At 43.8% G+C, this 15,180-nt stretch carries 14 protein-coding genes and 1 pseudogene; 1 reads left to right on the forward strand and 14 read right to left on the reverse strand.

Going from position 1 to position 15,180, the window contains the following annotated elements:
* The 9 genes and pseudogenes from BLR76_RS12020 to BLR76_RS06770 all read right to left on the reverse strand — a co-directional run.
* Positions 1 to 199: pseudogene (locus BLR76_RS12020) on the reverse strand (hypothetical protein); the annotation flags it as partial.
* Between the two features lie 301 nt (positions 200 to 500).
* On the reverse strand, positions 501 to 1,871 hold the full coding sequence (locus BLR76_RS06735; protein ID WP_091267115.1) for a M20/M25/M40 family metallo-hydrolase: 1,371 nt from the start codon (positions 1,869 to 1,871) through the stop codon (positions 501 to 503).
* 75 nt (positions 1,872 to 1,946) lie between these two features.
* The gene (locus BLR76_RS06740) at positions 1,947 to 2,927 is read right to left on the reverse strand and encodes an ABC transporter ATP-binding protein (protein WP_245683054.1); all 981 of its coding nucleotides are present in this window, start codon (positions 2,925 to 2,927) and stop codon (positions 1,947 to 1,949) included.
* Positions 2,911 to 4,005: an ABC transporter ATP-binding protein gene (locus BLR76_RS06745; protein ID WP_091267121.1), complete on the reverse strand. Its 1,095-nt coding sequence runs from the start codon at positions 4,003 to 4,005 to the stop codon at positions 2,911 to 2,913. The genes BLR76_RS06740 and BLR76_RS06745 overlap by 17 nt, the downstream gene beginning before the upstream one ends.
* Before the next feature lie 111 nt (positions 4,006 to 4,116).
* Positions 4,117 to 5,805 carry an ABC transporter substrate-binding protein gene (locus tag BLR76_RS06750; protein WP_091267124.1) on the reverse strand — a complete coding sequence of 563 codons (1,689 nt, stop codon included), beginning with the start codon at positions 5,803 to 5,805 and terminating at the stop codon, positions 4,117 to 4,119.
* Between the two features lie 125 nt (positions 5,806 to 5,930).
* Entirely contained in the window at positions 5,931 to 6,884 is a 954-nt protein-coding gene (locus tag BLR76_RS06755; RefSeq protein WP_218121414.1) for an ABC transporter permease, read from the reverse strand.
* A 15-nt stretch (positions 6,885 to 6,899) separates the two neighbouring features.
* Positions 6,900 to 7,850, reverse strand: coding sequence for an ABC transporter permease (locus tag BLR76_RS06760; protein ID WP_091267127.1), 951 nt, complete (start codon positions 7,848 to 7,850; stop codon positions 6,900 to 6,902).
* A 46-nt stretch (positions 7,851 to 7,896) separates the two neighbouring features.
* Positions 7,897 to 9,084, reverse strand: coding sequence for a M20 metallopeptidase family protein (locus BLR76_RS06765; protein ID WP_091267130.1), 1,188 nt, complete (start codon positions 9,082 to 9,084; stop codon positions 7,897 to 7,899).
* A 19-nt stretch (positions 9,085 to 9,103) separates the two neighbouring features.
* The gene (locus tag BLR76_RS06770) at positions 9,104 to 10,330 is read right to left on the reverse strand and encodes an amidohydrolase (protein ID WP_091267133.1); all 1,227 of its coding nucleotides are present in this window, start codon (positions 10,328 to 10,330) and stop codon (positions 9,104 to 9,106) included.
* A gap of 439 nt (positions 10,331 to 10,769) precedes the next feature.
* Here BLR76_RS06770 and BLR76_RS06775 point away from each other — a divergent pair, with 439 nt between their 5' ends.
* Positions 10,770 to 11,135, forward strand: a complete 366-nt coding sequence (locus tag BLR76_RS06775; RefSeq protein ID WP_091267136.1) for a hypothetical protein — start codon at positions 10,770 to 10,772, stop codon at positions 11,133 to 11,135.
* A 265-nt stretch (positions 11,136 to 11,400) separates the two neighbouring features.
* Here BLR76_RS06775 and BLR76_RS06780 read toward each other — a convergent pair whose 3' ends face one another.
* The 5 genes from BLR76_RS06780 to BLR76_RS06800 form a co-directional block, all read right to left on the reverse strand.
* On the reverse strand, positions 11,401 to 11,892 hold the full coding sequence (locus tag BLR76_RS06780; protein WP_091267138.1) for a metal-dependent hydrolase: 492 nt from the start codon (positions 11,890 to 11,892) through the stop codon (positions 11,401 to 11,403).
* 57 nt (positions 11,893 to 11,949) lie between these two features.
* Positions 11,950 to 12,768: a Cof-type HAD-IIB family hydrolase gene (locus tag BLR76_RS06785; RefSeq protein ID WP_245683055.1), complete on the reverse strand. Its 819-nt coding sequence runs from the start codon at positions 12,766 to 12,768 to the stop codon at positions 11,950 to 11,952.
* 98 nt (positions 12,769 to 12,866) lie between these two features.
* On the reverse strand, positions 12,867 to 13,628 hold the full coding sequence (locus tag BLR76_RS06790) for a 5-oxoprolinase subunit PxpA (RefSeq protein ID WP_091267146.1): 762 nt from the start codon (positions 13,626 to 13,628) through the stop codon (positions 12,867 to 12,869).
* Between the two features lie 51 nt (positions 13,629 to 13,679).
* Complete coding sequence (locus tag BLR76_RS06795) at positions 13,680 to 14,525, reverse strand: 5-oxoprolinase subunit C family protein (RefSeq protein WP_281241340.1); 846 nt, start codon at positions 14,523 to 14,525, stop codon at positions 13,680 to 13,682.
* A 106-nt stretch (positions 14,526 to 14,631) separates the two neighbouring features.
* The coding region (locus BLR76_RS06800; protein ID WP_176759636.1) for a LysM peptidoglycan-binding domain-containing protein at positions 14,632 to 15,180 on the reverse strand (549 nt) is incomplete at its 5' end.

Raw genomic sequence — 15,180 nt, forward strand, 5'->3', positions numbered from 1 at the left:
AAAGGATAGCCTGGTTTCCAGATTTTGAGGTGAAGACTAGAGTAAACAAGAACTGAAAGAGTACCACAGGACTAACACCGCGAGTTTTTTTTACATTCGCTCGGTTCAAGAGTGTTCCAATTTTGAATTCTTTAAAAAAGTGGGAAACGGTCGATTCAACCTCGTGATTTTCTGATTTTTCTGGTAAAATATTAGTCATAAGACATCTCTCCTTTGAATGTTGTTGTGGTGACTACATTTTACCAAAGAGAGGTGTCTTTTTGTGTGTTTTTTGATAATTATTTATAAGAAGTTTCAATAACCGCAAGGGTTAAACCTGGATATTCAACTGCAAAACTTGAGTGATTTACTAATGAAATAAAACGCTACCACATATAATAATGAAATAATCCATCATTATATGTCTTTACACCCAATTTACACGATGTTCACACTTTCGTAACAAATTATGAGCGGCTCATTTTTTAAGAGCACGCAAAAAAACAGAGAAAGTCTCTGTTTTAAGCGTCTTTAAACTGTTTAAGAAACTGAACCATATGATGTGTTCCTTCCTCAAAGTCTTTCAACCTGACGGACTCATTAGGTGCATGGGCCTTACCTTCTGCATGCCCGCATCCGCTGCTTGCTACAGGGATACCTAAATGCTGCCCAAAACTGTACATCGGCCCTGTTCCTGCATTTGTTGGAGACAGGACGACGTTGTCCGGTCCACCGTAAATCTCTTCTGCAGATTTTCTGACTGTCTGTACGAACGGATCATCTATATCTGAACGGAACGCTTTCTGCCCTTTTAAAAGTACAAGTTCGACATCAGAAAACCCATTCCTATCGAGATGCTGTCTGATCAGCTGTTCGATTTTCTTAGGATCCTGTCCAGGAACAAGCCGACAGTCCAGTTTAGCTGAAGCTTTTCGAGGAAGGACTGTCTTTGTGCCTTCTTCAGTATATCCAGATAAGAGACCGCAAATCGTCATCGTCGGATAAAATGCCAGAGCTTCTTCCGCTGTCCAGTCGAGCTTGTCGGTAATAAATGGATGTTTGAGCCCATATATGTCTGAGATTTTTTCCTGGCTGACTGTACGCTCATGAACTGCTTTCAACGCAGATGAAGAAGGAGGCTTTATATCATCATAGAAGCCGTCAACCAGTACTTTATTATCCTTGTCTCTCAATGAAGCCAGAGCATGCGTCAGTCGCCAGGTAGCATTGTCAACCACTGCTCCAAGGGATGAGTGGATATCCACGTCGGCACTTTCAACAAACAGATCGAAGTAAGCCATGCCTTTGACGCCCGTTTCAATGACGAACTGTTCATTTTCATTCTTTCCTCCAAATTCCCAGATACAGCCGTCACTTTCAAATAAATCGGCATACTTTTCGATGTAGGCGTTCAGGTTTGGACTGCCGTTTTCCTCTTCTCCTTCAATGAGGAATTTGACGTTACATGGCAGGCCCTCCTCGGAGTTAAGCAAGTGCTCTATCGCATATAAACGAATAACTAGGTTCGCTTTGTTGTCAGTTACTCCTCTACAATACAGTTTTCCGTCTACTACAGTTGGTTCAAATGGTGGTGTTTCCCACTCATCTACTGGGTCCTCAGGTTGAACATCATAGTGATTGTAGAAAAGAACCGTTTTTTCAGCGTTCCCTTCTGGTCCGGCCTTGAAGTAAGCGTAAACGACCGGATTTCCTCCCAGATCATCCAGTATTTGTGTTTCTCCCCCTATTCTTTCGATCATGTCTTTAACGTAAGCTACAGTGGGTAAAATCGATCGATTTTGAGTAGAGACCGAATCTAGCCTCAAATAATCATAGAACTCATCCTGATGAGCATTGATAATCTCTGTGACACTTTCCAAACTCTCCTGCATTTTCAGTCCTCCATCTAAAGAAAAAGACACAGGTAATCCAGTTCCTTACAAACTGCTTACCAGTGTCTTCTTACCTCAGGCATATTGTTGTTTCGCTTGTCTCAGCAGTTTTTCCCGTTTTTTCTTATAGAGTGCAATTTCATCTTTGTGACAGTAAATAAAGTGCTCCGGTGCAATCTCATGCAGCCCGACATTACTGTGGTCATCATAATGATGGTACTTCGGATCGTATTCAGTCCTGACACGTCTACGCTCCGCCTCAGGATCCGGTGTCGGAATGGCAGAAAGCAGAGACTCTGTATAAGGATGGAGCGGAGCAATATACAATTCATCTGCCTCACATACTTCAAGAACCCGTCCACTATTCATGACCCCAATTCTGTCACTGATATATTTAACCATCGACAAATCATGAGCAATAAACAAGTAAGTCAAGTTGTTCTTGTCTTTCAATTCTTTAAGCAAATTAACAACCTGAGCCTGGATCGAAACATCCAGAGCAGAAATTGCCTCATCACAGATAATAAAGTCTGGTTCAACAGCCAAGGCTCTAGCAATGCCTACACGCTGGCACTGCCCACCTGAAAACTCACTAGGATAACGGTTGGCAAACTGACGATTCAGTCCCACCGATTCAAGCAGTTCATAGACGCGTTTTGTTCTTTCTTTGCTGTTCTCGGTCATCCCATGGACCTTAAGTGCCCCTCCGATGATTTCCTTGACGGTCAGTCTCGGGTTAAGGGACGCATAGGGATCTTGAAAAATCATCTGCATGGATTTACGGAAGGAAAGCAGATCCTTACGGCGCTTGATATCATTAATATCCTGTCCTTTATAGGAAATTTGTCCTCCGGTAATGTCCCCCAGTTTGATCAGTGCTCTCCCGGTCGTTGATTTTCCACTTCCGGACTCTCCAACCAGACCAAACGTTTCCCCTTCATAGATGGAGAAGCTGACATCTTTAACCGCACGGACTTCGTTCTTTTTGCCAGCATTGAAATACTGCTTCAATTCAGAAATTTCTACAATAGCTTTCTTTTCAGCTTCTGCTACCAAGGGCTTCCCCTCCCATCTCATTGATTTCTTCCTTTCCCATGTATAGGGACTCAAATTTTGCTTTGCGTCTTCTGACTTCTTCCGGCGGCTCAACCGCTGGTGCACTTGGATGAAGCAGCCAGGTTTTAGCATAGTGCGTATCTGACACTTTAAACATGTCAGGTTCTTCATGGAAATCGATTTCTAGCGCAAACTCATTTCTAGGGGCAAACGCATCTCCTACTGGCGGATGAAGCAGGTTCGGAGGCGAACCAGGAATCGTGTACAGATCCGTCTGTCCGACATCCAATGTCGGCATTGAAGCCAGCAGCCCCCAAGTATAAGGGTGCATTGGATTGTAGAATATTTCATCTGCTGTTCCGTGTTCGACGATCTGACCTGCGTACATAACTGCTACACGATCTGCCATTTGGGCAACCACACCTAAATCATGTGTGATGAAAATAATTGAGGTATCCAGTTCTTTTTTCAATTTGTTCATCAAGCCGAGAATCTGTGCCTGAATGGTTACATCAAGGGCAGTAGTCGGTTCATCTGCTATCAGAACCTTAGGCTCACACGCCAGTGCAATTGCAATCATGACACGCTGTCTCATCCCACCTGAAAACTGATGGGGATAGCTTTTATAATTTTCAGTAGGATTTTTTATCCCTACAAGATCCATCAGATCAAGCGCCTGTTTTTTCGCTTCTTCCTTACTGACGCCTTTGTGCGTGACAATGGGTTCAGCAATTTGTTTCCCCACTTGCATAGTCGGATTTAAAGACGTCATCGGATCCTGGAAAATCATCGCAATATCATTTCCACGTACTTTCTGCATCTCTTTCTCTGACAGTTTCAGCAAGTCCGTTCCTTCAAATAGTATTTCTCCACTTTCAATCATAGTATTTTTTTTAGGCAGCAGGCGATTGATCGCTTTTGTGGAAACTGACTTTCCACTACCTGACTCACCTACGATGGCCAGTGTTTCACCTTTTTTCAAGGTGAAGTCAACGCCTCTGACAGCTTTAACTACTCCTTCAAATGTCTGGAAAGAAATCGCCAAGTCTTTAACTTCCAAAATCGTTTTATCTTCCATTTCTTTCACCTCATTTTCTTTTTCCTGTTGTCCTATATAAACACGGGAAGAGACACACACCAAAAACTGATTAATGAGTGTCTCTATCCACTTGTTTGTCAGATCAGCACATTAGTCTTGAGGATCCAGTGTCCATTCGTGCAGGTCGTGCAGTGAACCTGCCCAGAATTCTTTGATTCCGCCATTCAGGTAGTCTACTCGAACCCCGAATTGAGATTCAGAGTAAAGTGGGACGATTGGCATTTCATCTTGAAGATGCTGCTGAAGTTCAGCGTAAACTGGGTATCTCTCTTCAAAGTTTGTTCCTACCATTCCTTGTTCGATCAGGTCATCGATGACTGGATCTTCAACGCCCATATTATTTGAAGCGCCGCCAGTTTGAAGATAGCTGGCAATGTTAGGGTCAACTGTGTGTCCCCAGCCCATCAGACCGATGTCATAATCCAGATCATTTGCCATAGACATCCAAGTCGGGAAGTCATAGTTGGACTGATTGACCTCTACACCAATTTCAGTCAGCCACTGTTCGATCAGATCACCATTCTGTTCGCGAACCACATTTCCTGTTGGTACAACAAATTCAAGCGGTGTGTCGAAATCGAAGCCAGCTTCTTCCAGCATTTCTCTAGCCAGTTCGGGATCATACTCAAGCGGCTCTAGATCCTCATCTTTATATGGACTTGCAGAGGAGTAAGGGGATGCCAGAACTTCTCCACGTCCTTCCAGCAGATTATCTACTGTCAGCTGACGATTAAGTGCGTGTGCAAATGCTCGGCGAACTTGAGGATTATCAAAGCGTTCGTTATTGATAAGCATGTATTGCCCATTGAAACTTGGGAACTCATCTACTACCAGCCCATCAATATCTTCCAGTAATGAAATATCCTGAACTGGAACCATACCGATTCCTCCACCGGCTGCCATATGCAGATTGCCTGCCTGGAATTCTGTGATCATTGCTGTTCCGTTCATAATACGAGCGTAGACTGTTTCAATTTCAGGAGCACCTCTGTAATAATCAGGGTTTGCTTCCAGGTGAACATAGTTATCTGTATCATATTCAACGAACTTATAAGCGCCACTGAAGACGCTAGGCATCGTAGCCGCTTCTGAGTTTGGAATATCAGCCACTTCAATATCTCCAAAAACGTGTTCCGGAGCGACCAGGACATTGAATCCAAGGAATTCTTGCAGATAAGCCAGATCGACAGGACTTTTAGTTGTAATGGTCAGTGTCTTTTCGTCGACTACTTCCACACCTGGCAGTTCATCATATTCCTCCAAGCGGACACCTGAAGAATCAGTCCCTTCAATCATTGCCACGCTTGTTCCTAGTGTCGTTTCAACCTCTGGATCCGCAATGGTGTTCAGTGTAAATGCCACGTCATTAGCAGTAACAGGTTCCCCATCAGACCAGTTTGCATTTTCATCAATTGTTACTGTAAAGACCTGATTATCTTCTGTTTCAAAGGACCCTAAGGCAGGTTCGAAACTGTCCGCAGTCGGCATTGTCAGCAGGCTGTCATAGAAAAAGCGCTGAATCCACGTTCCTGCTACACCAGGACGGTAAAACGGGTTGAAGCTGTCCGGTGCGTTTGTCAGTCCGATCATTAAAGTAGAGGTATCTCCTTCATCAACTTCAGGCACGTCACCTTCAGCAGCTGCTTCTTCAGTATCATCTCCACCTGTTGCCCCATCGTCTTCAAGATCAGGCACATCGCCATTTCCGCATGCTGCCAGTACTAGAGAGGATGCAAACATAACTGTTCCATATTTAACCATTTTTTTCATTTTAGACATATTAGTCTCCCCTTTGTAAGTAATCCCCCGAAGGTGACCCTTGTATAGAACTTATGTGTAAATCTTTGATCCTATTATAGTGTTTACTTTGCTGTTAATCGGCATAAGAGCACCCCCATCAGCTCTTATGCTTTGTTTTCTCCTTCGATTGCTTGTCTCAGTCCATCTCCTATAAAGTTGATGGCCAGTACCGCAACAAAGACCAGAATACCTGCAGGTACCCATCGCCATGGTTCATAAGCCAGAACCCTGAGAGACTGGGCTTCTGAAAGAATATTTCCCCAGCTTGGACGCGGTCTCTGTACACCGACCCCAAGGAAACTTAAAGACGCTTCTGTCAGAATCGCTGTAGCAATCCCAAATGTCGCATTAACCAGAATGGGTGACAAGACATTTGGTAGAATATGAATGAACAGAATACCCGGAGTTGAGTAACCTGTAGCGACAGCTGCCAGAACGAAGTCCTGTTTTTTCAGTGTCAGAACTTGCCCTCTGACCAGCCGGCATAAAGGTGGCCAGCTCAAAAATCCAAGGACTGCTGTTACAACCCATAGTCCTGAACCTAATAATGAAACAAGGGTTAGAATAACCATGAAAAACGGAAAGGACATAAAAGCCTCAGTAATCCTCATGATGACACTGTCTACGACCCCTCCAAAGTACCCGGAGATTAAACCTAGTGTCGTCCCGATAATGACATAGACCAGAACAGAACCTAAACCTACGATCATCGATACTTGCGTCCCATGAATTAGTCGGGAGAGAACATCTCGTCCAATATCATCTGTTCCGAGATAAAAGTTGTCATAAGGCGCTGCCTGAAATCGCCCAACTGAAACATCTCGTGGGTGTGGTGCAAGCTGATTTGCGAAAACTGCAGTCAGTACAAGAATGATGAAAATCACAAGACTGACGACGGCTACTTTGTTCTTAAAGAAACGTTTCGCCACTGTTTTTATATAACTGTCACCATCTGTAGCGATCTGTTCAGCTTCATTTCCTGGAAAATTAATTCTTTCCACTGCATCAACCAGATGAAACATGGCTTCCGCATTTTTATTTCCGACATTTTGTGCCATTTGTCTCCCTCCTTTCTAATTGTATTTAATACGTGGATCTACAACTGCATACATAATATCGACCAACAGGTTCGCAAACAGGACAACCACTGCCGATAGTACAGTTATAGCCATAAGCATCGGGTATTCCCGTTGCTGAATGGCCATGATCGTCAGCCGTCCCAGGCCAGGCCACTGGAAGATCTGCTCGGTAACGATGGCCCCGCCGACCAGTCTCGGTAAATCAGTTCCGATGATCGTAATGACAGGAATCAGCGCATTTCTTATCCCATGTCGGGTCAAAATCACTTCAGATGCCAGACCTTTGGCTGTGGCAGTTCTGATGTAATTCTCGCCGTATACTTGAATCAAAGTTGCTCTCATGTAACGCGTCATATTTGCAATATAAAATGCTGACAGGACAATAACTGGCAACACAAGATGATGAACAGAACTGACAAATCCTCCTGATTCACCTAACTGAGACATTCCACCAGTCGGGAACCAGCCTAACTGTACGGAGAAAATATAGATGAGTCCAAGTCCCAGAAAGAAGTTTGGAATCGATACCCCGACAAATGATCCTGCAGTCAATAAATTATCAACCCATGTTCCGTTTTTCCTGGCGCTGATTATACCCAGCGGGATCGCTACCAGATATGAGAATACAAGTGTCGTTCCCATAAGAATGATTGTTGGTCCGATACGTGAAATGAGAATCGGAAGTACCGGATAACGCGTCGAGTAGTTGATTCCCAGATCTCCTTGAAGCGCTCGTCCTAACCACCTAAAATATTGGATATGGTACGGTTGATCCAGACCTAACGCTCGCCTTGTTGCTTCAATCTGAACGGGTGTAGCATCCGGACTAACATATAAATCTGTCGGACTTCCCGGAGCCAGATTCATCATAATAAAGGCACCTACCGAGATCATCAACAGTACTGGAATAGCTGTCAGTAGTCTTTTTAAAATATATTTTTTCATAGTCATCCCTTCTTTCTTTAGATGGCGTTATCATCTCTTAAGCTGATTATCCTTGAAGATACGTTTTGATAAGCGAAAGGAAAACTTCTCCAGATCTCAGCAGAGCACGTTCGTCGATTTCAAATTTAGGATGGTGGTGCGGATAAGCATCCGATTTTTCGGGAGGCTGTGCCCCGACTCTCAGGAAAGCACCTGGTTTTTCTTTCAGGAAGTAGGCAAAGTCTTCGCCTCCCATGGATTCCTTCACTTCAGCTACCTCGTTCTCCGGAAAATCTTTCAGAAGAGACGCTTTTACTACATCCACGACTTCAGGAGTATTCTCGATAGCTGGGTACCCTTTGGTATAGTCTATTTCCACAGTAGCATCATATGCTGCAGCAATACTCTGACTCATCGATTTCAGTTTTGATTCAACTAATTCCTGCACATCCTGATGCAGCGTCCTTACGGTTCCTTTTATTTCTGTCGCATCCGCGATAATGTTGTACGCTTCTCCTCCTGATTGAAAACCTGCAAATGTCAGAACAGCAGGTTTGACAGGATCAGTCATCCGACTGACGATCTGCTGCAGATTTGTTACGATTTGAGCTCCTACAGTCAAAGCATCATGTGTGTCGTGTGGAGCAGCACCGTGTCCGCCTTTTCCTTGAATCTTCATATTGAATGAATCGGAGTTGGCTGACCCGAATGCGACATTATAGAAGACTTTATTCAATGGTTGGGTCGCACCAAGATGAATGCCGAAGACATAATCAACGCCGTCGAGCGCGCCATCTTCGACCATCGATTTCGCCCCTCCCGGCAGAACCTCTTCAGCGTGCTGGTGAAGCAGGACGATTGTTCCATGCAGTTCATCAGTATGTTTGGCCATGACCTTGGCTACGCTTAGCAAGGAAGCAGTATGCCCATCATGGCCACAGGCATGCATGATTCCTTCATTTTTTGACTTGAACGGTGTCTCGATCTCCTCTGTTACTCTTAAAGCATCAAAATCTGCTCTAAGAGCAATGGTCGGCCCCGGATACTTTCCTTTGATTTTGGCTACGATCCCATATCCGTTACCGACATCTGTCCGGATGTCTTCTATCCCGAACGATTCAAGTTTTTCTTTTACGAAGCGAGCTGTTTCAACTTCTTCGAATGAAGGCTCCGGATGAGCATGCAGGTGTCTACGCCATGCTACTGTTTCCAGGTAATTCTCCTTCAGCTCCTCTTTCCATTGTTCAAAACTCATGAAACATCCCTCTTTCTGTTTATTCCCCTACTGCGTGGTGTGAATTGGATGACACGACCGAAGTGTCCATCAGATAATGCCCTACAATATCTATAAAGCACTTGGCTCCAGTCAGCATAGCCCGTTCATCAAAGTCGAATTTTGGATGGTGGTGCGGATACGTGATGCCTTTTTCCTTGTTTCCGGAATGAACGAAGAAAAACGATCCCGGCTTCTCCTGAAGGAAATAGGCAAAATCTTCGCCGCCCATACGTAATGGTATCGGTTCAACGTTTACGTTTTTACGATTGGCTTCAAATAAAGTGCTGATCAGCTGTGTTTCTTCTATATGATTGAACAGTGCCGGATACCCTCTTGTATAAGTCACTTTGCATGTGGCTCCATGAGCTTCACAAATGCTTTCAGTCATGGTTTGAATTTTCTCTTCAACTAAGTTTCTCAAGTCAGGATCAAATGTTCTGACGGTTCCTTTAAGCGATGCCTTGTCCGCAATGACATTATTAGCCCCATCGCCTGCTTTAAAAGTTGAGAAGGTCAGCACACCTGACTGCGTGGGATCTTTCTTCCGGCTGATGATCGTCTGCAGCTGATTGACTACAAATGAAGCAACGACTACTGCATCTACTGTCGAACTTGGGTGAGCTGCGTGGCCCCCTTTTCCCTGAATTTCTATACTGAAGAAATCAGGTGCTGCCATAGCGTAGCCTTCACAGTATGAAACCGTTCCGTATTCGAGCGGTGATCTGAGATGTAATCCATATACAGCATCGACATCTTCAAGCACCCCCGCGTCGACCATTGCCTTACCCCCACCGGGAAGCACTTCTTCTGCATGCTGGAAAATGAATTTTACCGATCCGGATAATTCATCCTCATGAGCTTTCAGAACTTTAGCTACACTAAGTAAAGTAGCCGTGTGTCCATCATGACCACAGGCGTGCATAACACCAGGGTTTTTAGAAGCAAAACTCAAACCCGTTTCTTCTTCAATGCGAAGCGCATCGAAATCAGCGCGAAAAGCAATTACTGGACCATAGTTCGCCCCTCTCAGGTAAGCAGTGATACCTCCCCCACCTACATTTTCTTCTACTTCTTCATATCCGAATTCTCTTAATTTATCTGCTATAAATTGCCTGGTGTTCCATTCCTCGAAAGAAGGCTCCGGATTTTCATGAAGGCGCCTCCGCCACTGAACGGTTTCTGGAAACAAGTGATCTAATGCTTCTTCCAGTGATTCTAATGACATGACTAAACCACTCCTCTAAAATTTCGATGAGAATAAATGAGAAAGTTATCATTTTTCTTATCGTTTTTTAAAGTGTATACATAGGAAAAGACTTTGTCAATGGGTTCATGAGAAATATTATCATTTTATTTTAATCTCTATTTACTTTCACAAAGCTATCCCCCCATGAAAAAGATTATAAAATCGGTCACAATATATGATGTGTCTGAAATGTGAAATATAACCAGTTGTATTCATATGGTGAATAAAGAAAGTATATTTGCTTACTCATGTACTTACATTTAATAAGTGACAAAGGATTGAACAATTAAAGAATACTATGTGACAGAGTGTCTCATTTTATTTACTCCTGGTTAAAAAGGTTATAAACTATACAGAGATTAAAATAACTCGCAGACTAGGTCGGACATTCAGCCAAGTGCGAGTCGAGGTGAAATGAATGAAAGAATCTGTACGTTCAGAATACGATGAGTTGGAACAATACGCACACTCTTTCGGGATGACTCCTGAAGAATATGCGATCAGCCTGCACAAGAAAAATCAGCAAGTCAAATCTGTCCTGCTTGGGAATGGTCCTGAGTTCAAGCAGTTTGTTAATGATTTTCATAAAATTCTTGATGGTCTTAGTATCTATAAGGAATCAGGGGCTAAAAAACAGACCTGTGACCACTACCAGCTGATCAAGAAAGTGGTTCATCTCCTTAAATCCTCTAGCACGGACCCTAAACTGCTCGCTCAGTTATATCGCCACTATCCAAATGGAATAGAAGAAGAACTGAATAACCTGAATAAACGCATTGGGTAATTGGGATAATTGATAGACTATACTAATCTCTGGTGTTTCCTTGATACCCCCATTATTACTTAAACGACTAAATAAATAGGCCTGAGAATTCACTAATGGAGTGATTCTCAGGCCTTTTTTTTGCTCTTGACTTAGTGTGTTGTCCATTAGATCAGACATTTCTGGATGCACACACTTTCGGCTCGCCAGTTGGTTCCAATATACTTCCTATTCGCTGCTCGCCTATTAAACTATATCTTAATAGGCTCCTAACTGTTCTCCATTACTATACGATCTTTATTACCTGATATATTAGTGCAGCTATTGCCACTCCTAAGATTAAGGATTCACTGGATTTACCAGTAGAATAATGCAGCTTTTTGAAACCGAACTGAATACGTCTTGAATATAAGGGCTGAAACCAAGCTACACCCGTCTTAGAAAATGAATCCTCCACTAAGTGTGCTATATAGCCGACAATGAACCAGTCCGCAAACTCTAGAGGCCCCTGTAAATAGTTCAGCACCCACCTTGAAATCAACTGAAAGAATACTATTCCAAGGATTGAATGGGCCAGTCCTCTGTGTCCGAAGACCGCTCCGATGCTATGACTGATACCGCCTGTGCGATTTCCTATAAATGACTTCGGGTGGTCGATGTCAGGGAACAAAGCCCCTACGCCTAAAGCCACCGTATTTCCGATCGTGAGGTTGCCTGTGGATACCAGAGCGGGTAGAACAGCAGAGTAAGTCACTGCTAAATGCGTTTTGTACTGCATGTGAATCTCCTTTTGTCTTATATCGTACACACTCTAATATCTTTTAAATTGACCCGATCAGTCAATCAAATTATAAAACTTGAGTCCTTCCACGATGCCTCCATCTTTATTAGAAGAAGTGACATAGTCAGCGACGGCTTTTACGTCATCAAGACCGTTCGCCATGGCCACACTGTAATCCGCGCGTCTCAGCATCTCCTTGTCGTTGGCACCGTCTCCGAAGGCATAGAGTGGAATATCATGCATCTTGATGGACTCCAGAAGCGCGTCAATGCCTTTCGCTTTATTATGTCCTTTGGTAATAGTGTCCATGCTGAAAGGTGTATTACGGTAAAACGACAGCTCAGGAAAACCTTCAACAAATTCCTGATCAAGCGACTGGTCTTCATTCAAAACAAGCATCATCAGAATCTCTTCTTTTTCATCAAATGCTTCATCGATTGCAGGGGGCTCTTCATGAATGAAATTATACGCCTGTTTAAGCGTCTCGCTGTAGCGTGTGGCTCGTATCTTGTCAGCGCTGTACAAGGAAAGCGATAGATTCTTGTCACTTGTCATCTTCTTAAGCCTATTAACCAGTGACTGCGGGATGACGTTCCTGAACACTTCTTTTCCTTTATATTGAATGTACTGGCCATTTAACGTAATAAACGAATCGATCACGGTCTCTTTCAGCACGTGCTGTATTTCTATCGGGCTTCTTCCAGTTGCGATAAATGGAACAGCTCCCTTATCTTTCAGCTGGACTAAAGCTTCTTTCACATCTTCATCAACTAAAGACTCTTCATTCAATAATGTCCCATCCAAATCAAAAAACACTAATGCGGTCGGTTTCATCTCCATGCTCCTTCTGCTTCTTGAAAATTGTGTAGCCATACAGTTTCTACTGACCAGTCTATCAGTAACCGGGCTATTTCTCCAGTGGGCTGTACTGATTTATCCGTGTTGATAGTAGACACGTCTGATTTATTTAACTAAGTTTGCCAGTAACTGGTGCAATAGTGACCCTTTTTTTCTGTCAATGCTTTATGAATCCTAGTCGCAAACTGGACAGCTTTGGGGTTGTCCCCATGAACACATGCTGTGTCTGGCTGAAGATTGATCCACTTCCCAGTTACCGACTTCACCTTGCCTTCTTCGACCATCTGAACTACCCGATCGACTGCCCGGTCTTCGTCAGTGATCAAGGCATCTTCGTGCTGTCTGTGAACCAGTGTTCCGTCATCATTGTAATTCCGGTCGGCGAATACTTCCTGAGCATAAGACAGGCCTGTATCCTGAGCGGCTCTGATCAGCTGACTGTTCGCAAGGCCATAAAGAATCAGCTCGTCGTCCACTTCTCTGATGCCTTCACAAATCGCTTTTGCCAGATCATAGTCTGTGCTGGCCATATTATAGAGGGCTCCATGAGGTTTGACGTGATGCAGTTTCCCTGTTTTGCTGAAAGCTGACAATGCACCGATCTGGTACTTTATATAATTTCTGGCTTCATCCGCAGAAATCGTCATGTTTCGTCGTCCGAAACCCATCAGATCGTAAAAACCTGGGTGAGCCCCAATAGCGACATTATTTTTCTCTGCTTCCGCAACTGTATGTGCCATAACCATCGGATCGGAAGCGTGGAAGCCACATGCAATGTTGGCCGAAGCAATATAGGGCAGAATATCTTTGTCGAGTCCAAGTGTATATGCCCCGAAACTCTCTCCTAAATCACAGTTCAAATCTACTGTCTTCATTGCCTTATTCTCCTCCTTATATCTTTACTGGTCCTCTGGCTGGTTTGTCAATCATTTCGACTGAACCCTCACCGACTGATGATCGATATCCAGTTTAATATGCTTGTCTGAGTAACTGAATTGACTGAACGATGAGCCTTTGACTATATTGATCAGATCGTTGACTTGATTTCTTTCCAGAACTTCTAATGCTTCACCTGACTGTTTGTTTTGAGAAGCGAAATCATTCAGCCGCTCCTGTTGCAGTTTAAGCCAGTCCATCTGTTTTATTAATAGAGTCTGAGCTTCTTCTACATTTATCTGAGTGAACTGTATCTCTGTTCCAGGTGGACACTGGACCAGTCTGGATCTGTCCGCTGTACAGACTGTGCCTATAACAGGGTACCCTTCGGTTGTCTGACGGTCTGCCATGAGAATGATCGGCTGACCATCCGGCGGAACCTGAATATCTCCCCAGACTGTTCCCTCAGAAATTATAGATATCTGATCATCCATTTCGATACGCTTTCCTTCCAGCCTGTAACCCATGCGATCGGACTTGGACGAAATAGTATATTTTTGCGAATAAAAACTTTCACTTATTACATCTGTCAGGGCAGGCTGCTCTGATGAGGGAATGACACGTATACTGACAGGTCCGGACGAACGGCTTTCTGAAAACGAGGAGACATTTCGTCCGGAAATCTGTCTAAAGCTGATATCGGTATGCTTAAAATTTATATAGTCTCCTTCTTCAATCGCTCGCCCACGATAGCCTCCTATATTGAAACGGGTACTTGTTGAATAGCTGTCCATGACTTTTTGAATGTCGAGCCCTCCAGCGAAAGCTATATAAGAAAAGATGCCAACCATTATTGGCCCAGTCTTTAACTCGTCTCCTTTGTTTACAGTTCGTATACTATATTACGCTTCCCTAACCTCTTCTTCAATAGGGTTACCGCCCACAAACAAAACACGCGCCAGTCTAATAATAGACCGACGCGTGTTTGATGTGCTATAGCGTTTAACGTAAACGTAATGTCTGGTTGACAAAAATAACATCGTTGGATAAGTTATTGATCGTCATCAATTGACGAACCGTTACGTTATTCCGTTGCGCAATGTGTGACAAGGTATCCCCACGTACAACCGTATGTGTTCTTTGGTTTGACACGGGTGTCGGTGCTGGTGCTGGTGTTACTCGTGCTTCACCCACAACCAATCGTTGACCAATTCGAATCACGTCACTACTTAGATTGTTCAACCGTCTTAAGTTAGCTACCGTTGTATTGTTTGCGCGTGCAATATGTGACAAAGTGTCCCCACGTACAACCGTATGTGTTCTTTGGTTTGACACAGGTGTTGGTGTTGGTGCTGGTGTCGGTGTTACCTGTGCTTCACCCACAACCACTCGTTGACCAATTCGAATCACGTCACTACTTAAATTGTTTAAACGTCTTAAGTTAGCGACGGTCGTGTTGTTTGCAACGGCAATATGTGACAAGGTGTCGCCACGTACAACCGTATGGGTCGTTTGGTTTGACACGGGTGTCGGTGTTGACACGGGTGTCGG

The sequence above is a fragment of the Alkalibacterium thalassium genome, from assembly GCF_900101165.1.
In the GTDB taxonomy this organism is placed as follows: domain Bacteria; phylum Bacillota; class Bacilli; order Lactobacillales; family Carnobacteriaceae_A; genus Alkalibacterium; species Alkalibacterium indicireducens.